Origin of the sequence: Desulfobulbus oligotrophicus (genome assembly GCF_016446285.1) — a bacterium.
Classification (GTDB): Bacteria; Desulfobacterota; Desulfobulbia; order Desulfobulbales; family Desulfobulbaceae; genus Desulfobulbus; species Desulfobulbus oligotrophicus.
In genome coordinates, this window is the sequence record NZ_CP054140.1 from 556,668 (window position 1) to 578,605 (window position 21,938).

17 protein-coding genes are annotated in these 21,938 nt (G+C 48.0%); 9 read left to right on the top strand and 8 right to left on the bottom strand.

Translation table 11 applies throughout. The features are described 5' to 3' along the window. Window positions 1-175: 175 nt before the first annotated feature. From HP555_RS02530 to HP555_RS02565, 8 genes are all read left to right on the top strand, one after another. Window positions 176-1,867: a sensor histidine kinase gene (locus HP555_RS02530; protein WP_199263649.1), complete on the top strand. Its 1,692-nt coding sequence runs from the start codon at window positions 176-178 to the stop codon at window positions 1,865-1,867. 9 nt (window positions 1,868-1,876) lie between these two features. Then, complete coding sequence (locus HP555_RS02535) at window positions 1,877-2,260, top strand: response regulator (protein ID WP_408639839.1); 384 nt, start codon at window positions 1,877-1,879, stop codon at window positions 2,258-2,260. Window positions 2,261-2,373: 113 nt separating this feature from the next. Continuing rightward, window positions 2,374-4,167: a sensor histidine kinase gene (locus tag HP555_RS02540; RefSeq protein WP_199263651.1), complete on the top strand. Its 1,794-nt coding sequence runs from the start codon at window positions 2,374-2,376 to the stop codon at window positions 4,165-4,167. A gap of 21 nt (window positions 4,168-4,188) precedes the next feature. Then, window positions 4,189-4,611 carry a response regulator gene (locus HP555_RS02545; protein ID WP_199263652.1) on the top strand — a complete coding sequence of 141 codons (423 nt, stop codon included), beginning with the start codon at window positions 4,189-4,191 and terminating at the stop codon, window positions 4,609-4,611. Between the two features lie 54 nt (window positions 4,612-4,665). Next, window positions 4,666-7,326 (top strand): PEP/pyruvate-binding domain-containing protein, encoded by a 2,661-nt coding sequence (locus HP555_RS02550; RefSeq protein ID WP_199263653.1) that lies wholly within the window; start codon window positions 4,666-4,668, stop codon window positions 7,324-7,326. Between the two features lie 44 nt (window positions 7,327-7,370). Further along, entirely contained in the window at window positions 7,371-7,736 is a 366-nt protein-coding gene (locus tag HP555_RS02555; RefSeq protein WP_233249230.1) for a hypothetical protein, read from the top strand. A 148-nt stretch (window positions 7,737-7,884) separates the two neighbouring features. Then, entirely contained in the window at window positions 7,885-10,503 is a 2,619-nt protein-coding gene (locus tag HP555_RS02560; protein WP_199263655.1) for a PEP/pyruvate-binding domain-containing protein, read from the top strand. A 291-nt stretch (window positions 10,504-10,794) separates the two neighbouring features. Continuing rightward, window positions 10,795-12,411: a sensor histidine kinase gene (locus HP555_RS02565; RefSeq protein WP_199263656.1), complete on the top strand. Its 1,617-nt coding sequence runs from the start codon at window positions 10,795-10,797 to the stop codon at window positions 12,409-12,411. Window positions 12,412-12,510: 99 nt separating this feature from the next. On the opposite strand, the gene HP555_RS02570 is transcribed toward HP555_RS02565, so the two are convergent. The 3 genes from HP555_RS02570 to HP555_RS02580 form a co-directional block, all read right to left on the bottom strand. Next, the gene (locus HP555_RS02570; protein WP_199263657.1) at window positions 12,511-12,939 is read right to left on the bottom strand and encodes a response regulator; all 429 of its coding nucleotides are present in this window, start codon (window positions 12,937-12,939) and stop codon (window positions 12,511-12,513) included. Between the two features lie 279 nt (window positions 12,940-13,218). Next, window positions 13,219-14,235, bottom strand: coding sequence for a hypothetical protein (locus HP555_RS02575; protein ID WP_199263658.1), 1,017 nt, complete (start codon window positions 14,233-14,235; stop codon window positions 13,219-13,221). 43 nt (window positions 14,236-14,278) lie between these two features. After that, window positions 14,279-16,000, bottom strand: a complete 1,722-nt coding sequence (locus tag HP555_RS02580) for a hypothetical protein (protein ID WP_199263659.1) — start codon at window positions 15,998-16,000, stop codon at window positions 14,279-14,281. Between the two features lie 145 nt (window positions 16,001-16,145). On the opposite strand from HP555_RS02580, the gene HP555_RS02585 reads away from it, so the two are divergent. Further along, the gene (locus HP555_RS02585; protein ID WP_199263592.1) at window positions 16,146-17,480 is read left to right on the top strand and encodes an IS5 family transposase; all 1,335 of its coding nucleotides are present in this window, start codon (window positions 16,146-16,148) and stop codon (window positions 17,478-17,480) included. Between the two features lie 51 nt (window positions 17,481-17,531). Here the strand turns inward: HP555_RS02585 and HP555_RS02590 are convergent, their stop codons facing one another. From HP555_RS02590 to pilM, 5 genes are read right to left on the bottom strand one after another with little or no spacing between them, the layout of a single operon-like run. Continuing rightward, entirely contained in the window at window positions 17,532-19,103 is a 1,572-nt protein-coding gene (locus HP555_RS02590) for an AMIN domain-containing protein (RefSeq protein WP_199263660.1), read from the bottom strand. Further along, window positions 19,103-19,609 (bottom strand): pilus assembly protein PilP, encoded by a 507-nt coding sequence (locus HP555_RS02595; RefSeq protein WP_199263661.1) that lies wholly within the window; start codon window positions 19,607-19,609, stop codon window positions 19,103-19,105. Before HP555_RS02595 ends, HP555_RS02590 begins: the two co-directional genes overlap by 1 nt. Before the next feature lie 36 nt (window positions 19,610-19,645). Continuing rightward, a complete protein-coding gene (locus HP555_RS02600; protein WP_199263662.1) occupies window positions 19,646-20,263 on the bottom strand; it encodes a type IV pilus inner membrane component PilO in 618 nt (205 codons plus the stop codon). Between the two features lie 17 nt (window positions 20,264-20,280). Beyond that, on the bottom strand, window positions 20,281-20,832 hold the full coding sequence (locus tag HP555_RS02605) for a PilN domain-containing protein (protein ID WP_199263663.1): 552 nt from the start codon (window positions 20,830-20,832) through the stop codon (window positions 20,281-20,283). A gap of 4 nt (window positions 20,833-20,836) precedes the next feature. Beyond that, window positions 20,837-21,895 carry a type IV pilus biogenesis protein PilM gene (gene pilM, locus HP555_RS02610; protein WP_199263664.1) on the bottom strand — a complete coding sequence of 353 codons (1,059 nt, stop codon included), beginning with the start codon at window positions 21,893-21,895 and terminating at the stop codon, window positions 20,837-20,839. Window positions 21,896-21,938: the final 43 nt, after the last annotated feature.

Below are 21,938 nucleotides of genomic sequence, written 5' to 3' on the forward strand. Positions count from 1 at the left end.
GCGATTACACAAAGATAGCAGGCCCATAGTGTACGGTGAAACAGAAAGCCCCATGTCATTAAACCGGATAGAAGACGGGAAACCACAAACCCCCGCCCCATTCTTCCAACCTGTTTCGGCCGCTTTCTTTTCAGAGCACCAAAGTGCCTGCAGCCCTAACCGCTAGGACATAAACATGGAAAGGAACTATCGCAAACTCTGGTGGCAACACTGTCTGGCCATCATCGGTTTCTCCGTTATCCCGCTCGTTTTCATCAATCTCTCCCTGTACAAACTCTTTGACAATATTTTTATCGGCAAAATGACCGAGTCGTTGCGGAGTACGGTGGAGAACCGTCGCGATGCCATTGACCTTTTTTTCAACGAACGCGTTGCCCAGCTCTATACTGTAGCCAATACCAACACCTTTAAGCAGCTGACCGATGAAACCTATCTCAGCAAGGTGTTTGAGATCATGCATGCCAAGTCCACATCCTACATGGATATTGGTATCATCGACAATGAGGGGCGTCATCTCGCCTATGTCGGTCCCTATTATGATCTCCTCAAACAGGTCAACTACAGAAATGAACCCTGGTTTATTGCCGTCAAGGCCAACGGTATTTATATCAGCGACATCTTCATGGGCTACCGGAAGGTTCCCCACTTTATTATTGCCGTTATGGTCAGAGAAAAGGGGGTTCCGTGGATCCTCCGCGTGACGATCAACCTTAAAAACATCGACGATATCGTTCACAAAGCCTGGTTTGGAAAATTAAGTGACGCCTTCATTATTAACAGCCAGAATGCACTGCAAACCAAGCCCCGGTTTGGTGGTGAATTCCTCAATCCTCCGATTGCCCCGGAATTCGATACCGGTACGATGAAATCCCAGGGGTATCCTGATTACTCTTCGGTGATCAACACCAAAGTGGAACGGATCAAAAGCGGGGTCTTTGATGCCTTTTTCGCAGCAGCCAAGATCCACAATACCCGATGGGTCCTGGTGATCAAAGAAGACCCCAATGAACTCCTCGGCGATCTGCAAAAAGGAAAGTACTGGGTCATCCTGCTCAGCATACTTGGCTTTGCCGTCATCACCTCAGGCGCCGCCCTGTTCACGAACGGGCTGATCAACCGGATCAGGGACACTGACCGCGAAAACGCAGCCCACTCCGATATGCTTCTCCAGGCCAACAAGATGATCGCCCTCAGTAAAATGGCCGCAGGCATTGCCCATGAGGTCAACAACCCCCTGGCTTCAATTGCAGAGAAGGCTGGATGGCTGAAAGACCTGCTGGCTGAGGAAGACCTGGCCGGTAACCCGAATTACGCTGAATTTAACGACTCTGTTGACAAGATTGAACACCATGTTGAACGGGCGAGAAAGATCATCCACAACCTGCTCGGCTTTGCCCGGCGAATGGAACCGGCCAAGGAAAAAATAAATGTCAACAACCTGTTGGATGAAACCACCGGATTTCTCGAAAATGAAGCCCGCTATGTCAACATCCAAATTGTTAAACAGTATGCGGATAATGTCCCGGTTATAACCAACGACCTCTCCCAGATTCAACAGGTGGTGCTCAATCTGCTCAACAACGCCATCGATGCCATTGGACGCGACGGCATTATCACGGTCTCCACCTGCTATCACGAAAAAACAGATGCAGTGGAGATCGGTATCGGCGATACTGGCAAAGGTATTGCTGCAGGCGAGCTGGACAAAGTTTTTGACCCATTCTTCACTACAAAAGAGGTGGGCAAGGGAACCGGCCTGGGCCTCTCAATCTCCTACAGCATCGTTGAAAAATTAGGCGGTAAACTCAAGGTCAAGAGTAAGGTAGGCGAAGGGACGGTCTTCACCCTCCTGTTGCCGAAACAGTAAAGGTATATGATGGAAACCATGCGGGTATTTATTGTTGATGACGAAGATGACTTCCGGGAAACCATAGTTAAACGGTTGAACGCAAGAAAAATCCGGGCAGAAGGTGCATCAAGCGGGATCCGGGCCCTCGAGGTGCTCAAAGAGAAGGATTTTGATGTTATTGTTCTTGACGTGAAAATGCCGGATATGGATGGCATCGAAACCTTGAGGCACATTAAAAAAATGAAACCGGATATCGAAGTCATCATGCTGACCGGGCACGCCTCGGTCGAGTTCGGTCTCAAAGGCATGCAGTTAGGCGCATTTGACTACGTTATGAAGCCTGCTCCTCTTAATGAACTGCTTGATACCATTGGTCAGGCATACAATAAAAAACGAGGTATCATCCACTGATACGGATACAGACTCTGCTTCCTGCCTGGCCTGTCCTCATTTCGTTTCTGTCCGGGGCCGAGCTGGGTGATGATCCGGCTGGCAGGAGCAGACCATAAAAACGGGCGATATATATGAGAGTTTGGGATACCAGCCACCTGCTGGATGACATACCCCAAAAAAAGGATGACGTCTCCGATGCCGAGCACGTTTTTGACCCGATCGACAGTCAGGTCAATGTGCAGCGCATCAGACAGCATTTTAAACAGCTCCGAACACGGTTGGTGCTTGGGTTGATTCTGGGGTTTCTTCTGCCCAATGCCCTGCTGTCGGCCTATTTCCATTTTCAGTTCACCCATACCCTGATGGAAAGCGCTAAACTCAATTTAGCCGCAGTCGCAGAAAGCCAGAAAAATACCATTGACCTCTATCTGCAGGAACGGGTGGTTAATATCTACAACCTCTTTCATAACAGGGATTTTTCCCTCAGGCCAAACCAGGAACAGATGGACAACTATTTGGCCACTCTGCTGCAGTTCAATGACGGTTTTGTTGACGTCGGTTTTTTCGATCCACGGGGCATTCAAATCGGTTACGCCGGCCCCCACCCTAAACTGCTGGGCCGTAACTACAGTAAAGAACAGTGGTACCGGAATCTGATCAAAGAACAGAAAAGCTATCTGATCAGCGATATTTACATGGGTTTCCGTAAGATTCCCCATTTCACCATTGCCACAAAACAGCAGTTCAACGGCCGTCCCTTTGTTATGCGAGCCACCCTTGATCCTGACAAATTCTACATTTTCCTTCGCGCGATCAGTCATGGAAAGGATGTCGAAACAACGCTGATTAATCGTAAAGGGCAATATCAGGTTGTTGACCCTGGCCGCAGTCAGGCCATCGGGAGCGGTGATTTTATCCCCCCTGCCTCCGAATCTTCGGGAGTAAAAGATATTGAACGCGACGATCAGAACATGTTGGTGGCCTATGCCTGGCTCACGGAAACCCCATGGGCACTGAAAGCTGTGCAGCCGGTAGCTGTTGCCCAGGCCGGTATGATGAAAACCCGGTTAGTGCTGACCATCAGCCTGGTTATAATCAGCGTGCTGATCTCCATTATGGTGTACCTTACCATCAAAAAATTAGTGAGCCGGGCGCAACGCATGGCTGAAAAAGGACATCAGTTGCAGGAGATGCTTGCCCATGCCTCCAAACTGGCCTCCATCGGTGAGCTCGCCGCCGGTGTTGCTCATGAAATCAACAATCCGCTTGCGATTATCATGGCAACCAGCGGGGTCATCCGCGACATGCTCAACCCGGAATTTGAACTCGATCACAGTCCGGAAGCCATTTACCAGGAGCTTTTCGTCATTGATGCTGCTGCCAACAGGGCAAAAGGGATTACCAGAAAATTACAGGATATGGGAAAGAGTCGTGTGCCCAGTGTGGTGGAATGCGATGTTAACAGCTTGATCGACGAGGTGGTCGGCAACCTCAAAAAAGTCGAGTTTAAACCTAAGCACATCGACATAATCTACCAGCTCGCACCGGATCTGCCTCCGATCCTTGCCGAACCGGAACCACTGCGTCAGGTGTTTTCCAACATCCTCATCAATGCCGGTGATGCCATTGACGACAGGGGCACCATCACAATAACCTCCGGATATAAAGAGGCAATGGTCAGCATAACCATTGCTGATACCGGCAGAGGCATACCCCAGGAAAACATACAGCGTATTTTCAGCCCCTTTTTCACGACCAAGGGCGGCGGACGAGGGACCGGCCTGGGCTTGAGCATTGCCGCCAGTATCGTCAAATACCTTGGTGGAACGATCAAAGTGAACAGTATCCCCGGAACAGGCAGCGCCTTTACAATCCTGCTCCCTGCCAACAGTCAGGTCAAGCAATCCATTAAAACCCCTTTATAGAAGAACACGTACAAGTACCCTATGAACAAGAAGGAACGCGCATTCAAAGTATTGTTAGTTGATGACGAAGATGTCTTTAGAGAGGCAACAGCCCGGCAGTTGTCGGTACGCGGGTTTATCGTTCAGACTGCTGGTGACGGTGAAACCGCTGTTAAAATGGTAACCGACGATCCTCCGGAAGTGGTCGTGCTTGACCAGCAGATGCCCGGTATGCATGGTTCGGACACTTTCATTGCAATCAAAAAGATCAATCCACTGATCGAAGTCATCATGCTTACCGGTAATACCAGCGTAGACAATGCCATAGAACTGATGCGTATGGGCACTTTCGATTATCTGATGAAGCCGATCAATATCGATGAACTGCTTTATAAAATCGAGGACGCCTATACCCGAAAAAAACTTAACGAAAAGCAGCAGCGAGAAGTTGATCAGCAGCATTAAGTACCATTGAATATACAGCACCGATCGATTCGTTGTTGCCGATGAAGGCGTTTCATGCTGAAAAAACTGGCTACATTTTCTAAAAAATTTCTCTTTCTTAACCAGGAAGAACATGATCCGGTTTTGGAAGAGGAAGAGGTGGAAGCTCTGCGGCTGACCTTCAAATCACGTTACCACAACTTCAAATTGCTCCTGGCCGCCAACACCCGTGTTCTGGAAGCCATGGCTGATATTGAACGGGCTTTGCAGGGTAACGAATCCTTCAGTATGTCCTTTGTTCAAACACGCTGCACCACGATTTCGGTCAATGTGTTTCGTATGATCAACAGTATGGAGGTTATTTCCCCCGGAAAATACTCTGCCCTCAAAGACAGTTTTGCTGCCATTCAAAAACAGATCGACGGCCTTCTTGACGCTCGTAAACAGATCACTGACAATCGACTGGTTATCCCCATCACAGCCCTGAGCAGCGAAATGACGGAACTGGTCGGCGCCAAAATGGCCAAACTGGGCGACGTTAAAAACAGGCTCCACATGCATGTTCCCGATGGATTTGCAATCACCGCAGCCGCACATGAGATGTTCATGCAGGCAGGCGGCCTCCAAAAGGAAATCGCTCGACTCTTCCAGGTGGCCGGTTCTGATGAGGATCGCAACCTTGATCTGGTCAGTTCCCAGATTCGCCAGCTGATCATGGCTTCTGAGGTGCCTGATCCCATCTATAGAGCGGTGGTGGAAGCGTATTCCGCCATGAAGGCTGCCAACAACAATCAGGAAATCCGCATGGCAGTGCGAAGCAGTGCTTTTGGAGAGGATGCGGAAAACACCTCCTTTGCCGGGCAGTATCGAAGCGAGCTCAACGTCAGTTTTTCACGATTTTTCTACTATTACAAGCAGGTACTTGCCTCAAAGTACAGTGTTCAGGCAATTACCTACAAACTCAACCGTGGTTTTCGAGACGAAGACATTGCCATGTGCGTTGGGTGTCTGGCCATGGTCGATGCCGTGGTCGGCGGAGTTATCTATACTCAAAGTCCCCTTGACAATAAAGATGACGCCATCTACATCAACGCCACCTGGGGCCTGCCTAAAGCTGTGGTGGACGGCAATGACCTGTGCGATATCTTTGTCGTGTCACGCGATGACAACCTGACCATCCTGCGGCGAGAGGTCCACAACAAGAGCCATCAGATTGTCTGCCTGGATGGCGAGGGATATGCCCGCACCGCCACAACCGAAGAACTGGCTGACGCCCCGTCGCTCACCGACGAACAGATCCGTGATCTCGCTGACCATGCAATCCGTATCGAGCAGTACTATTACGATACACCCCAAGATATCGAGTGGGCCATTGATAGCCAGGGTAAAATCTATATTCTTCAGTCCCGCCCCCTGCAACAGTTAGAGGCTGTCCTCCCCGGACCTGAATTAGACCTTAAACGTTTCGAATCTTCCCTGCTTGTAAACGGCGGCATCAATGCCAGCCCCGGGGTTGCCAGCGGTAACGTCTTCAAAGTAGCCAAAAAGGTTGATATCCTGCAGTTCCCTGAAGGGGCGGTACTGGTCGTTGAGCAGGCCTTACCCACCTGGGCGCCGCTGGTGGCCCGGGCGGCCGCTGTGGTCTCCGAGCAGGGCGGATTCGCCGGCCACCTGGCCAACGTTGCCCGCGAATTCGGCATTCCGGCCATATTTGGTGCCGCCGGTGCCATGGCTCAACTGCACAACGGTGATGCGGTTACTGTTGCGGCCGATCTCTGCCGTGTGTATCTCGGTAATATCGGACCTCTGCTGGAATGGACACGACCGGTGCCCAAACTGATGTTGGGCAGCCCGGTGTTCGAATCACTTGAAGCAGTGAGCAAGCATATTATCCTCCTGAATCTCCTTGACCCGGATTCACGGGACTTTCAGCCACAAAACTGCCGGACCTTCCATGACATCACCCGTTTCATTCATGAAAAATCTGTAGTCGAGATGTTCAACTTCGGCAAAGATCACAGCTTTTCCGAACGATCCAGCAAACAGCTGTACTATCGAGTACCAATGAACTGGTGGCTTCTCAACCTTGATGACGGCTTTACCCACGAGATCCACGGCAAGTACGTCAAACTGGAAGATATAGCCTCGATCCCGATGCTGGCCTTCTGGGAAGGGTTTGCCGCCATTCCCTGGGACGGCCCCCCGGCCATGGACGGCAAGGGCATGACCTCAATCATATTTCGTTCCACCATGAACACCGCCCTGGTGGCTGGTGTTAAATCAAAATATGCGGATCGTAACTACTTTATGGTCTCAAAAAATTTTTGTACCCTCAGCTCCCGGTTAGGGTATCACTTCTCCACCATGGAAGCCATGGTCAGTGAAAGATCAAGCGAAAACTACCTGGGCTTCAAATTCAAAGGGGGAGCGGCAGATTTTGAACGCTGCCTGGGACGAATCCACTTTATACGCGAAATTCTGGAGCGTTACAGCTTTCGTGTGACGGTGATCGGGGATCACCTTGACGCCCGCACCGAGGGTCGCAACATGCAATATATGCTCAGCCGTCTCAAGATTCTGGGCTACCTGACCCTACACACCCGACAGCTCGACATGATTATGGGGAATACTTCCCTGGTTGGTTACTACATGAAAAAACTCACCACCGACATTGATTCATTACTCAACGCAGCAGATAACGACCATATCGGCGACCAGTCACTCATGTCATCGTAAAAGATGGCCGGAAATCAACAGAAAAGGGGAAACGGATGTCAACCATGATTCGCATGCTACTTGTTCCAGCAATGTGTTTTCTGGCAGTAACAGCCAATGCTGACGATAAGGCTGCCATTGAAAAACATGTCAATGAAATGGTGAGAGCCATTAACCAGGGTAAAGAGGCGGCAAATTACCCGGCTGATGCCTACACACCCTATGTCTTTATCATGGAGCCAAGCGGCAAGTTGATTGTGCATCCCTTTCTTGTCGGCGAGTATCTTCAAGAGAAAGCTGCCCCGGTTCATTCAGCCCTGCAACGGGCAACGACCAAGGGGGTCTGGGTTGAATATTTCTGGAAAGGCACACAAAAACAAACCTATGTGCGTAAAACCAACAACAATCTTATTGTGGGCAGCGGCCAGTGACCCCTGCAGATCCGGACAGCCGACAGCAAACAACAGCACATGCAACCGAACAGAAAGGTGCGGATAACACGACATAGCTCTTCTTTCACCAGCTACGGGCATTACAGACAAGACAAACTGGAGCCCTGAGTCGAGGAGGAATAATTTCATGACCACCATTCTCGGGAATCTGCGACAATTTTTAACCGACATCCGTATCCGTTACAGTAAGGAGAGCCCTGTCGACAACCTCTCGGAGATGAACGCGTTATTTCGTTTCCGTTACAGTCTCTTTAAAGAATTATTAGCTGCAAATTCAGAGTTGCTCACCGTGCTTTCCGACCTGGATGAAAAACTCAAAGGCGAGCACGTCTTTGGCCTGTTCTATATCAATAATCAGGTGAACAAATCGCTCAAATATGCCTTTCAGATGGTGAAGAGCCTGAACGTCATGTCAGGCGGCAAACATCGCGGCCTCTACGACAGCCTGGAAGAGATCAACAACCAGATCAAGGCAATCATTGCAGAGCGTAAAGCAGAACAGGCTCCGCAGGCAGTGATGCCGCATGACCGGATCTTTCTCAAAGACGCTGACTGGGCCGGCGGTAAAAACGCCAACCTTGGAGAAATTAAAAACTGCCTCAACATCCCTGTTCCTGAAGGATTTGCCATAACCACCAAAGGATTCCACGACTTTTTCGACTACAATGACCTCAAAGAAGAGATCATCAAACAAAAAAACCTTCTTTATATCAACGAAATAGATCTGCTCAACAATGTCAGTGCCGAAACTCTGGAGTTAGTACGATCCAAACCAATGCCACCGGCGCTCGAAGAGGAGATCACTGCGGGATGTACGGCTCTCTGGGGGGATGACCAGGAGGTTCTGGTTGCCATGCGGAGCAGTGCTGTCGGTGAAGACGGAGATATCTCCTATGCCGGTCAGTTCCTGACCATCCTTGGTGTGACCCGTTCAAAAATTTGTGAGGCATACAAATCGATCATTGCCAGTCTTTATTCCGCTCGTTCCATCTCCTATCGCAGCTCCAAAGGAGTATACGATGAAGATCTTGCCATGGCGGTGGCATGTCTAAAAATGGTGGACTCCCAGGCAAGCGGTGTACTCTACACCCGGCATCCCTACGATATTACGAATGAGAACATTCTGATCAATGCAGTCTGGGGCCTTGGTCCTTACGCGGTTGATGGTGTCATCTCTCCGGACACGTACACAGTGACCAAAGATGATGACCTGTCGATCACAGAAAAAAATGTCTCCACGAAACCTGTGCAACTGGTCCTTAACAAACAGGGAGGTGTGGAGGAGCGGCCAGTTCCGGCAGAGCTGCAGAGTGTTGCCTGCCTGGACGATGAACACATCCGGATTCTCGCTGGTTATGGTGCAGCCCTGGAGAGCCATTACAAGTGTGCCCAGGATGTTGAGTGGGCATTGGATGCTGAAGGGACGCTCCTGATCCTGCAGTCAAGGCCACTTAAAATACAGAGCCCGAAAAATTTCTGCCTGCTGAAGGCAGCTCCGCTTAAAGGCTATCGCCTCATCGTTGATACCAGCGAAATAGCTGCTCAGGGAGTAGGAGCCGGCCCTGTCCGCCAGGTGGAATCGGTGGCGGACCTGACCGATTTTCCGCAAGGAGCGGTCTTGGTGGCAAAACATTCCTCTCCGGAGTATGTGCTGGTGATGCGCACCTGTGCCGCGATTATCGTCGAGGCAGGTAGTGTCAGCGGTCACATGGCCTCATTGGCCCGCGAATTTAACGTGCCGACCATTATTTGCAACCAGTCTGTGATCGACCTGCTTCCCTCCGAAACAACGGTCACCGTCGATGCCTACACAGGCCGGGTTTATGAGGGTACTGTCCAGGAACTGCTGGCGGCTGTTAAAAAGGATGAAGCCCACATGAAAGGCACACCTGTGTACGAACAGCTGCAACGGGTTGCAAAATATGTCATCCCACTGAACCTAGTCAACCCCGATGCTCCGGAATTCACCCCTGCCGGTTGCACGACCCTGCACGACCTGGCTCGGTACTGCCACGAATTTTCGTACAAAGAGATGTTTCAGATCAGTGATCTGGCCTCCAAGTTCCATGGATGGTCAATGAAACTTGATGCCCTGCTGCCAATGGATATTCACCTGATTGATCTTGGCAGCGGTCTGAAGGAAGGAGCAACCATCAGCTGGAACGGTGTCAGAGTTGACGATATCGTCTCTGCACCGTTTCTGGCACTGGTTCAGGGCATGCTCAACAAAGATCTGCAGGCCGTGGAACCTCGGCCTATCAACCTTTCCGGTCTTTTTTCAGTGATGCGGGAACAGACCCTGACGCCAGGTCACCATGGCGAACGGTTTGGTGACCGCAGTTATGCGATCATCGCTGACAAGTATCTCAATTTCAGCTCCCGTGTCGGGTACCATTACAGTGTCATAGATGCCTACTGTGGTGATACCGTCAACAAGAACTATATTACATTTTCTTTCAAAGGCGGGGCTGCGGATGATGTCCGCAAGAACAGAAGAGTCCGTGCCATCTCACTGATCCTCGAACAGGAAGGATTCAGAGTGAATGTCAAAGGCGACAAGGTTGATGCACGACTGCAGAAGTATCCGAATTCGTACATCGAGAGCCGTATAGACCTACTCGGCCGCCTGCTTATCTTCACCCGTCAACTCGATATGCTCATGACTTCGGAAAAAAGTGTCGAATGGGCTGCAGAAAATTTTGTGGCAGGTAACTACCGCCTAACGGCTCCGCCGGTAGAGGCCTAATTATACTGCAGCAGAGGTGGTATCAATGAAGCATAACTGGATAAAAAGGACTCCATGCAGAACATCATCCTGTTCATAATTGTTGTCGGTTCCATTGTCATAGGCCTTGCTATTGGTATTCGGCTGCGAAATAAACGAAAATAACCGCTGCTGCTGCAGTCCGATTGTCAAGCAAACTCAACAGCAGCGCTAATTTTTAGTATGATCAAGAAGCCGGCCTCCTGAGCAGGTTGTCAAGTTGCATAAAACTTAAACCACAACAAACCTATGCATATAAAAGAAAAAAATTACGTGCGGCTCAAAAGACTCCTGTCTGCCGGATTTTTTGTCAGCGGCATCCTGCCGATCATCATCATAGCCTTTGGCTCAATATACAATTTTTACCAGCTGTCCCGATACGATATCGAGCTTGCAGCCCGTCAGGTAACAGAGAATCGAAGTGATGCCATCAATACCTTTCTTCGCAGTCAGGTGAGTTTTCTCTCTACGCTGATCAATCTGTATGATCTTGACTACCTGAAGAACCAGAAAAATTTTGAAAACCTTTTCCTGACCATCAATCAAGAAGACAAGGAAGATCTTGTTGATCTCCATTTAATTGATACCAACGGCAAACAGCTGGCCTATGTCGGTCCCTACCTGAGCAAGGTTCAGGGGAAAGAGTACAAGGATGCTCCCTGGTTTAATGAAGTCCTTGTTCGCGGAACCTATGTCAGCGATGTCTTCAGCGGATTTCGAAACTATCCCCACTTTGTCATTGCGATCACCAACCCACTGAAGACCTTTGTTCTGCGCGCCACGGTCAACTCCGGTATCTTCAACTCACTGCTCCACAGCGCCCAGATCGGAGCAGGTGGCGATGCCTTCATTCTTAATTCAAACGGTGAATATCAGACACCAAGTTTACAGAAATCGTCCAAACTCAACATCATCGAGCGCCAGCTCCTGAAACACCACAGTGGTACCGAACTGGTTGCAGACAACGAATATCTGTATGCCAGCAAATGGCTCAACGGCGACATGTGGCTACTGGTAGTTAAAACAAAAATTACTGATTCGCTTGACGGCTACTACATGCATCGCAACCGGATTATCTTCATTGTTATTGCGACTGCAGTCGTCTTTCTTGTTATCGGCAGCGGCATCAGTCGTTTCATTGTTGAGCGCATCCGACGTGCTGACCGGGAGCAGACAGCCCTTGACCAGCAGATGGCTCACATCGAAAAAATGGCAAACATTGGACGTCTTGCGGCCGGTATTGCCCACGAGATCAACAATCCGCTCCAGCTTATTCAGATGCAGGCAGGATGGATCGATGAGCTGCTTCAGGAAGAGAAAAAAGAGAATATCGAAAATTACGATGAATATATGGGGGCAGTGGCCAAAATCCGGAAGCATGTCAACCGGGCCGGGACAATCACCCATCGGCTGCTTGGTTTTTCCCGAAAAATAAGCGCGGAATATGATGTTCAGATCAATGAGTTAATCAAAGAAACAGTATCTTTTCTTGAGAACGAAGCACGCAGTAATAACATTGCTCTCAACCTGCGGCTACAGGAGGACCTTCCTACCATCAGAACCGAAGGCTCACAGGTGCAACAGATTCTTCTGAACCTGATTGAAAACTCTTTAGACGCGGTTGGTGAAAACGGTCAGATCGATATTGTTACCGAAACCAGAGGCAATGAGGTGTTCATCCTGATCATTGACAACGGACCAGGCTTGAAACCTGAGGTGCTGGATCGAATCTGGGAACCTTTTTTCACAACCAAAGAACCTGGTAAAGGAACCGGGCTCGGGCTTTCTATCTGCAGTGATATCGCTCACAAGTTAGGTGGAACGATTGTCGCTGAAAATCGGGCTCAGGGCGGAGCACGTTTCACCCTGACACTGCCAAGAAGAAATTAACGCAGCAGCCGGCCCCGCACTTTTACAGGCGTTTCTTTGCTTATGATCAGCAGCTGGAAAAGTGAGCCCGTACAGACCATTGCCCCTGTGGCGTCCTCATCACCAGGCTTTACTCCCTAAGATCGAACGGATTTTGGCTTCGGTCTCCTTCTCAACCAGCATGATCTTCCGTGCATGTGCTTTTTTAATTTTCTCTGTCAACTCCTGGATGTCAGCCGGCTTTTCAAGAAAATCGGCTGCCCCCAACCTCATAGCCTGAACACTCTTTTCCACTGTACCGTGGCCCGTCAGAAGAATAACCTGAAGATCCGGATCAATTGCCTGCAGCCTTTTCAGAGCCTCCATGCCGTCCATCTCCGGCATTTGCAAATCAAGGATAATGGCATCAAAACCACCTTCTGCGGCGAGATGCAGACCATTTTCAGCTGATGTGGCAGTGGTAACATCAATATCTCGATTTTTCATCCGCTCAGACATAACCTCGAGAAAATCTTGTTCATCATCGATTAGCAGTACTTTCTCTGACATGGTCTTCTCCTTTAAGTGGTTAAACAGTGGCACTGTTATCAAGACAACCAGTTCCCGGCATATACTTATAAGCATGAAACAAGGGCAAGCCTTGTTCAAAAACAAAAAGCATGAACCTTCCTGATGTTGCAGGCTGTCCAGCCTCAACGGAACAGGAAGAATCCATGCTTCTGGTTGACTCGTTATTTCGATTATAAAAAATTTACCGCAATAAGTATGATAGCACTGTTACCCTTTCAAGCGATCACCAAAAACAACGGCCATACCTGTACCTGATTATTATCGACGGGCATGCCTTGGCCGGACTTGAGGAGGAGGTACATTGTATACAGTCTGCGCAAAGTTATCAACCAGCGCAGAGATGGCCTCTTCTGTCGCCCTTTCAAAAAGAGCATCATGCTGATGATCTGCCAATACAGACTCCGGTGACGTCTTCACATCGACCCGGTTTGACCAGACAACATCACCCGAGTATGCATCCTGGACCCAAACGCGTAACTGTACCACAGCTTGTGGTATTTTGCCGGAGTGATGCGCCATGTTTCCCATGGCAGCGCCAAAAACGCCCCAGCCCAAAGCATGATTCAAATCGCCATCTGTCAGGGCAGAGATAAGTGCACCATCACCAAAACCACTCACCGTGGTGTTCAACTCATCGTACTTATCAGATTCGGCCTGTCCGAAGGCGACCTTGCTCGAGACTCCGGCCACAAAAGGTAACAGGCCTTTCTTCGCCGGATTCCACGTTGGATCCTGACGATCGTTGTACTGAAGGATCCGGCCACGTACTATATAGTCCGCGGAAAAATGCCGGCCCAGCTTGATAAGCTCCTGTTGCGTCAACCCATGGGTTCCAAGACTGTCAACTCCACTGGCCTGTACTGTGTTTTGCCTGGTCAGATCCGCATACTGCTGCAGATAGGACTTCATGGCATCAGACCATTCCTGATTCAACTCGTAATCCAAACTCGTTTGCTGTTTCTCCTTATAAGAAACAACGCTGATAAAATTATGATCCACCAGGTAGAGAAAAACATCTTCCTGAACAGGTGTGTAAAATCCATACTTACTGAACTGATCAGTCATGTTCTCCGCAACAAGGAGATTGCGGCGGTAAGCTGTCTCCAGGTTACCGGCAGACGAGTAATCAGCAAAAGGCAGGATAACCACCCGTTTCCCCAGTCCTGCATAATTTTGAGTAGAGGGGGTCACCTTCAAGGACTCTTGAACAGTTGTGCCACAACTGCACAGAAAAATTGCCAGCAAGCCGAAAAGTAGAGAGCGGCGCCATTTCATGTTGTCTCTCCTGCGTGTTCTGTTTGTCTATAAGGTTGAATAGTTAAATAATTCGAGGCGTCAACAAGATAACCAGCTCACGCCGTTGAAGTTGCTTTTCCTCAACACCGAACAGATATCTGAGACCGGGTATTTTGCCGAGCCCAGGGGCAAAGTCTTCGGTTTTTCCTTCAATACTATCGATCAGTCCGCCAATAACAAGCATTTCACCATTTTCAACCTCCACCATGGTGGACATCTCACGAACCTTGACCTTTGGCAGCCCCAGCTGAATGGCATTGTTCCCTTCGCCAATGATTGTTGTCGGGATATCTCCGTCTGCCGTCAGATTTTCCAGATCAGTGGTTATGGGGGTCAGATGCAGAACAACCCTGTTACCATCACGGATAGACGCCATCACGCCAAGGGCAATACCCTGGACAACATTCCCGACCTCCGCAGTATAGGTAATACTGTCAACATCCTTATCATGCTCTGCGGTCACCTGCTTAACATAGGCCACATCCTTACCCACACTGATAATGGCCGGCTGACCATTGAGAACAGTGAGCTTCGGGTTCGCCAGAACATGGGTTTCACCCTGCTCGTTGAGTGCATTCAGGAAAATATCAAAATTGAGCGACCGGATCGCAACTCGGCTGACAAACGTATTAGCATATTCGGAATTGCCGGAGACATGCGGATAAACTTGACCGGCATTACCAAAAGATGTGGTTGCACCGATATTGAAATTCTTCAGTACACTGCTCCAGTCGATACCGATCCGTGAGTTATCCTGCAAAAAGACTTCAATGATCTTTGCTTCAATGCTTACCTGCTGGTAGAGATGCCTTTTGACGTTTTCAATGTAATCGTCAACTACCCTCAACGTGTTGGGTTTAGCTGTGACTGTAATCAGGCCAACGCTTTTATCGATCACAAAGGAAGAGCCGTCTCTGGCTGTATTGTTGGCCATTCTCGGCCGAAAAGCATCCATACCTGCTCTGTCACCTGCAGCCTGTTGCCCGGCCACAGCCTGGGATCCATCCTGGTTTGGATCGGCTGCACCTTGCAGCAGTGATGCCGCCTGCAGCACGCTTTCCTGCCGTTCTTCTTCAGCTACCTGCAGCAATGTTCTGAGATTGCTTTCGATATTCTCCCAGACATTGAACTTATTATCGGCACTCGTGATTTTAACCGAACCTTCAGTCCCTGAAGCGGCATCTTTATTAGAAAGAAAGTTACCGCCAACGGTTGTTGTATACGCCCCTTGCATAAAGGGTATGCCAATTTGGTACACTTTGGTTGTCTTGTTTCTGACAACAATATTCTTTCCTTTTACTTCATGAAAATAATCTGCCTGCCGCAGCAAATTTTCGACCGCATCAAAGAAACCGTCACTCGCTGCAATATCTACATCAACAGGAACTGTTTTATCAACATCACTTGCCCAGCTCACTGTCATCCCCTTTAAGTTCGCCAAACGTTTGAGCACTTCCCACAACGGCTGCGGTCCGCCGGTCGAACGAATGGTCGCCCCGACTTTAATCTGATAGTCTGCGGAAAGGCTGCCCAGCTGATCGACACTTTCCCTGGGTGTGATATACCCGGGTGTGGAAAAACGGGTGGGCAGCTGAGGTGGTGCCGGTGCCGTCACTGTACTGGCTGCTGCTGACGGAGGGGTCTCGTCTTGGGATTTGACTGCTTTTTTGTTTCCACACGCCGTATTCATGAGCAACAAGGCGGAAAGAGTGAGCGCCTGCAGGATCTTACCATATTTAAACATACCTTTATCCCCGGTTACTGTCATAAGAAGTAGTCGGCCGTGAAAAAGCCTCAATAGGCTGAAATATATAGATAAAAATTGAAAAATATAGCATTGTAAATTGCAGGATATTGCACCTTTCCCCTTCAATTTCTGGTGATTTACGATGCAGCCGAAGAAGCAGATTTCCAGTCCCCAGCTGGACATGTTCCGCAACCGTTTGGAGAGCATTCTCAACCACCGACATGAATTGTACCGGCTGAGTGGGCTGATTGACTGGGGAGTTTTTGAGTGCGAGTTTGGCAAGCTGTATTCGGAAGACGGTCGGCCGGGGCTCCCGATTCGTTTGCTCGTAGGCCTGACCTACCTGAGTCATGCGTTCAACACGTCGGACGAAGAGACGGTACGGCGGTGGGTGGAGAATCCCTACCACCAATACTTCTGCGGCGAAGAATACTTCCGACATGAGTTGCCGATCGATCCGTCTTCGTTGAGTCGCTGGCGAAAACGGATAGGCGAACAGGGATCGGAATTGATCCTGAAGCTGAGTGTGCAGGCAGGTTTGGCGAGCGGAGCGGTGGCGCCGGCCAGTTTGAAGCGGGTCATTGTTGACACGACCGTGCAGGAAAAGGCGGTCGCGTTTCCGACCGATTCACGTCTGTACAATCGAAGCCGTGAACGGTTGGTTAAGCTGGCAGCGGCGTGGGGCATTCGTCTTCGGCAGAGTTACTCCCGCCTTGGACGTCAGGCTTTGTTGAAGGTTGGCCGGTATCTCCATGCCCGTCAGCGGCGCAGAGCCGGTCGTGAGATCAAGCGGTTGAAGACCTATTTGGGCAGGGTCTACCGGGACATTGTGCGCAAGATCGAAGACCAGCAGGCTCTTCGCCCCGTGTTTCTTCCGGAACTTGCCCTGGCCGAACGGTTGTTGACCCAACAACGGCAGGACAAGAACAAGCTCTACAGCCTGCACGCGCCGGAAGTGGAATGCATTGGCAAAGGCAAGGCGCACAAGAAGTACGAGTTCGGGGTCAAGGTGAGCGTGGCGACCACCAATCGCGACAACTTCGTGGTGGGGATGTTGGCCGAACCTGGCAACCCCTATGATGGGCACACCCTGGCCAGGGCGATTGAGCAGGTGCAACGGATCACCGGCTGCACCGTTCAACGCAGTTTTGTCGACCGGGGCTACCGTGGTCACAAGATCAAAGAACCCCAGGTGTTGATCTCCGGTCGCAGGCGGGGAATGACACCGCAGATGAAGAAGGAACTCAAGAGACGCAGCGCCGTTGAGCCGGTGATCGGCCATATGAAGGCGGATGGCAAGCTTGGACGCAATTACCTGCTGGGTGAGTTGGGCGATAAAATCAATGCCCTGCTCTGTGGAGCAGGGCACAATATCCGTCTGATCCTCAAGAAGTTGAGGGAAAAATTGCTGCTTCTTTTTGTCGAATTGTTTTTGGCTCTCTGGAGCCGCCCCGATTGGCAGAAGAACGGTGCCTGATCATCCGCTCTGGCAAAATGAAAAAGGCTTTTTCAAGGACGACGAAGTAAATTACATGGAAGCCTTAACTGCTGGTCGACTTTGAATATACTTAACCAGATCAGGTGGTACTTCTGTTCCCAGTCTAATTATTTTCTGATACTCTGCCGATGCTGCTTGATATTGGCCCAACTTATCTTTAATGCGAGCAGAAGTGGTTAAGCTATCGAGGTCTTCACTGTGAAGAGACTTGTAGCGATCAAGAATTCTCAGTGCCCCGGAGTAATCTTTCCGCTCTTCTAAAAAGAATGTGTAGTTAAGAAGTGCCTCTCGTGACGGCTGTTTCATTTTAGTTGCTTGAATGAAGTAGTTGTTGGCTGCCTGATAGTCCTGCATATTGGCCGAGGCAATTGCTGCATTAAGAAGAACAGCCGCATTTTTCGGTTCGCGATCCAGAGATTTTTTTGCGTAATGCAGTGCTTTTGGATACTGCTGCAGATAGACCAGATTCAGATAAGATATCTTGGAGGCCAACTGGCTGTTTGCCGGCCATAACTCAAAAGCCTTCTCATAATGCTGAGTCGCCACGTCATATTTTTCGTTCTTTTCAGCCTTTTTAGCTAAATCGATTTGCTGCCTGGCCTCCATTGATTCCAACGGCTGGTTCTCCTGTTTTCTGATAACCAGAGCTTCTTGTTCAAACAATTTTGCATCCGGCTGAAAACTCAGGTTGGTTTGACTTTGATCCGGCCACTTGAAGGCTTTGTCTTTAGGATAAATAACCAACGTGTTAAAACGATCCTCTTTCTCTAAATCCTTTAAATTTAAAATTATATCGAGTGCGAAATCCCATGGTACATCATCGAGAACAAGCGTTAGAGATCCCTGAACAGATTCATCAACAACAATGTTAACGCCACTAACCTGTCTTAAAAAATTAAAGACATTATGCAAGTCCATCTTTTGGAATTCAACCGTGATCCGCTCTTTATTGTATCCGGAAAAGTTAAAGGCATCCTCCATCTGCTGGGATTTGGCTTTTGTCGAAAGTTTTGCATCAAGAGGATTAACATCGGGAAGCTGGCTATCGATACTTTTTGTTGCAGTTATTATATTGGTAACCTTGCTCTCTTCAGCTGATTTACTTGTATTCGCCTGAGATGCTTCAGCTGTGGTGCTCGACACTGAAGGATCAGAAGGTGTCTGTGCATCTGATCTCTGAATAGGATTGGCAATGAGCAGCTTTATTCCTGCCTCATTTTTTTCTGATTCAAATGTTGTCTGTTCCTTTAGAACAAATTCCAACCGTAAAATCTGCGGAGTACTATCTTGAACAGTACTATGTCTAAAAGTAACAAAATCATTGACAGTTTTATTATCAAAACCATCTGCCAGTTTCCCATGAGCAATATCAACAACAATTCGTTGAGGATTAGGCAGCTCATAAATTGTAGAGACCGGAACACCTGAATTTCTGATCAATACTTCATGCGCCTTCCCCGTATCTTTGACCTCTACGCTGTTAACTTCAACAGCACCATTTACTGCATCAGCTGACGTCGCAACATCTGCTGCAGAAAATAAGGCGCATACACAGATAAGGACGGGAAAAACAATGTATTTATAGCAAGATTTTAGCAACATTACTTATCTCCCTCTGCCTTCATTCTCATCGTAATCTGAGACTTCATCTCTTTTCCTGCTCGAGTTTTGGCGGTTTCAGTGATAATGACCTGGTTAGCCTCAATTGCCGTTACTTTCCCTCTCTTCCCGATCAAACTACCAAGTCGTAACACGTACCCTTTTTTGGTCTGGTCCTCCACCAGAGCAAGCGGGTCGCTCTTGGTCATCATCACGCCTACCAGATTTAACTGACCCGGCTCGAATAACTGCATGCCACTATACGTGGTCTCTTCTTCTACAATCTCGTTTGGATCCAGAAGATTTGTTGCTGATTTTTTAACAGAAACAAAAGGTTTAAACGGATCAGGCCGACCTTCATGTCTGTAGATGTATCCGTCACTTTTGATGTTGAGAGTTATCTTCTGTTCGTTGTCATCGCCAGATGCATTGTCCGTAGCATGAGCAAAGCCGTGGAATCCTATCCAGCCAAAAAGAACAATAATGTATATCAGCGTCGTACGGTTCATCCTTCAATCCATTTCGTTGACATCTAGAGCAAACTTTTACTTAGGAGGATCAAGCTTCACATTTGTAAAACGATAGGTCACCAACCTGCAGTTTGAGTGGAGTAATATCTCATTATCCTCCTGGGTCACTTTTTCAGTTTTAATGTTATTAACAGTGACGATTCGTTCAAGCTTGCTGACCTTATCCAAAAAGAGGCCGAGATTGTGGTACGGACCTTTAATTTGTATATCAATTGGAATTTCTGCATAAAAATCACGTGGGCTTTCTACTGTCGGGACAAATGAAATGAAATCCAATCCCGATACTCTTCCTAAATCAGAAATATTTCTCAACAAATTCGGAATCTCCTGACTTTTAGGGAGCAGAGTGGATGTCATTTCAAACAGGTGACGAGCTTCTTCAAGTTCTTTCTGATGAACCGGAAGATTGCGCGCAGCTTTTCTTGCCTTCTTCAACTCCTCATTTGCTGCTGTTACCTGCTTAGTCAATCTTTCATTTTTTTCATAGTTCCCCTGGAAAAGGAGAAAATAAAAAAGAAAGATCAGTAAAAGAGCCACTAAACCAACACCCAAAATCTTGGTTTTTTTGTCGATATTCAGATATTTCTCTTCGATGAACACATCGAATTTAGATTTCTTATAAGAATAGCTCATAAAACTACCGTACGAAATTAATTTTCAGGTGTTTCTACCCGCGCAGACAAGACAAACGTTTTCAAATTACGTTCGGCATACTGTTCCATAGCTGAACTCACTAATTTGACATCATGGATATAGGCTGACCCTTCCAATTCATCCATGTACTTAGCAATGGTCTCATCATCCATTGCCATACCCTCGAGGGTGAGCTGGCTGTCTGACTGCGACAATTTTTTTAACCACATTCTCCCTGGAGGCGTGTGTGTTGCTATTTCATCTAAAACATGGACTGTCAGTGAAGAAGATCGCTTTAATTTATTGATAACATCAATTCTGGTCAGCAGTGTCTTTTTTTCCTCCTCCATTTTTTTGATATCGTTGAGGATGACTTCATACTGCTTTCTCTCTTGCGTAATTCGTTTCTCTTCTTCTTGTAAGCCGGCGATTGCATTAATCTGAAAGATCTCAACAGTCAGAAACAAAAAGAGCAACGCCCCAAACCCCAGAAGAATAAAATAAACCTCTTGCCGAAGGTTTTTCCTGCGAAGAATATCACGTATTGGAAGGAGATTAATTGATATCATAGTCTTAAATAGATGTTGATCGTATTGCGAGCCCGGCGGCTATTGCCATTTCCGGTGCCACACTTTCCAGATAATTTTTATCGATCTTTTTTTCGTCATACAACATCTTCTCGAACGGATTAAAGTTGACCGTTTTTAACCCTGTTTCTTTAGAGATATGCTCACTAAGCCCCAATACCTTTGAGCCCCCTCCGCTTAAGACGATCGTCTTCAAAGATTTATCCGGATGATTTGCGAGATAAAGGTCAATTGCCTTTTTAATCTCAAGCACCCATTGGGCGCAGATCTTGTTGAAAATACCTTTTATGTTCTCTGCGTGCGCTCCGGGCTCAGCAATACCCAATTTGATCTTTTCAGCTTCAACATAATCAATCCCCAGGAAGTTGGCGATCTGTTCAGTTAACTGCAGGCTCCCGACTGCGACATCTCTTGCGAGTACAGATACGCCTTCGGAAATTATATTGATATTCATCTTGGACGCACCGATATCAATCAGAGCTACATTTTCAGTCGATCCTGAGGTTATTTCCCAAATGTTCTCCAATGCAAATCCATCAACATCAACAAGAACAGTCTGCAGCTTTAACTGATCGAGCATGTCGAGATAATCGTTGACTACCTCTTTTTTTGCAGCCACAAGCATTATCTCGCACTTATTTTCCGCATTTCTTTTTTTATCTACTCGTTGAAAATCAATATAGACATCATCAAGATCAAAAGGGACATACTGCTCGGCTTCAGTTTCTATATACTTAACCAACTCTTCATCGCTCATTTCATCTAGTACAATCTTTTTTACAATAACAGAATACCCAGAAATGGAGACCCCGATCTTTTTATTTTTTATTTTTAAATTTGACAGTAATTCGGACAAGATTCGTGATACTGTCAATGGCTCCTGAAGCACACCATCTTCTACTGAACCAAAAGGTAACAATGAAGAACCGATCGAAATAATTTTATAATCCATGCCCACGCGTTGAAGTTCACAAATTTTTACTGCGTGCGATCCTATATCAACGCCAATAATCAAATTTATTTTTTTAAAAATTTTTCGAATCATTTCACTTACAATTGGTTTTGGCAATTTTTCTAATAGATAAGAC

What these genes read in the sequence shown, in the direction of transcription:
- HP555_RS02600 (WP_199263662.1), bottom strand. Translation starts at nt 20,263, where the DNA reads ATGAGCTATTCTTATAAGAAATCTAAATTCGATGTGTTCATCGAAGAG.
- HP555_RS02550 (WP_199263653.1), top strand. Translation starts at nt 4,666, where the DNA reads ATGCTGAAAAAACTGGCTACATTTTCTAAAAAATTTCTCTTTCTTAAC.
- HP555_RS02530 (WP_199263649.1), top strand. Translation starts at nt 176, where the DNA reads ATGGAAAGGAACTATCGCAAACTCTGGTGGCAACACTGTCTGGCCATC.
- HP555_RS02605 (WP_199263663.1), bottom strand. Translation starts at nt 20,832, where the DNA reads ATGATATCAATTAATCTCCTTCCAATACGTGATATTCTTCGCAGGAAA.
- pilM (WP_199263664.1), bottom strand. Translation starts at nt 21,895, where the DNA reads ATGATTCGAAAAATTTTTAAAAAAATAAATTTGATTATTGGCGTTGAT.
- HP555_RS02570 (WP_199263657.1), bottom strand. Translation starts at nt 12,939, where the DNA reads ATGTCAGAGAAAGTACTGCTAATCGATGATGAACAAGATTTTCTCGAG.
- HP555_RS02540 (WP_199263651.1), top strand. Translation starts at nt 2,374, where the DNA reads ATGAGAGTTTGGGATACCAGCCACCTGCTGGATGACATACCCCAAAAA.
- HP555_RS02595 (WP_199263661.1), bottom strand. Translation starts at nt 19,609, where the DNA reads ATGAACCGTACGACGCTGATATACATTATTGTTCTTTTTGGCTGGATA.
- HP555_RS02590 (WP_199263660.1), bottom strand. Translation starts at nt 19,103, where the DNA reads ATGTTGCTAAAATCTTGCTATAAATACATTGTTTTTCCCGTCCTTATC.
- HP555_RS02580 (WP_199263659.1), bottom strand. Translation starts at nt 16,000, where the DNA reads ATGTTTAAATATGGTAAGATCCTGCAGGCGCTCACTCTTTCCGCCTTG.
- HP555_RS02535 (WP_408639839.1), top strand. Translation starts at nt 1,877, where the DNA reads ATGGAAACCATGCGGGTATTTATTGTTGATGACGAAGATGACTTCCGG.
- HP555_RS02560 (WP_199263655.1), top strand. Translation starts at nt 7,885, where the DNA reads ATGACCACCATTCTCGGGAATCTGCGACAATTTTTAACCGACATCCGT.
- HP555_RS02545 (WP_199263652.1), top strand. Translation starts at nt 4,189, where the DNA reads ATGAACAAGAAGGAACGCGCATTCAAAGTATTGTTAGTTGATGACGAA.
- HP555_RS02555 (WP_233249230.1), top strand. Translation starts at nt 7,371, where the DNA reads ATGATTCGCATGCTACTTGTTCCAGCAATGTGTTTTCTGGCAGTAACA.
- HP555_RS02585 (WP_199263592.1), top strand. Translation starts at nt 16,146, where the DNA reads ATGCAGCCGAAGAAGCAGATTTCCAGTCCCCAGCTGGACATGTTCCGC.
- HP555_RS02575 (WP_199263658.1), bottom strand. Translation starts at nt 14,235, where the DNA reads ATGAAATGGCGCCGCTCTCTACTTTTCGGCTTGCTGGCAATTTTTCTG.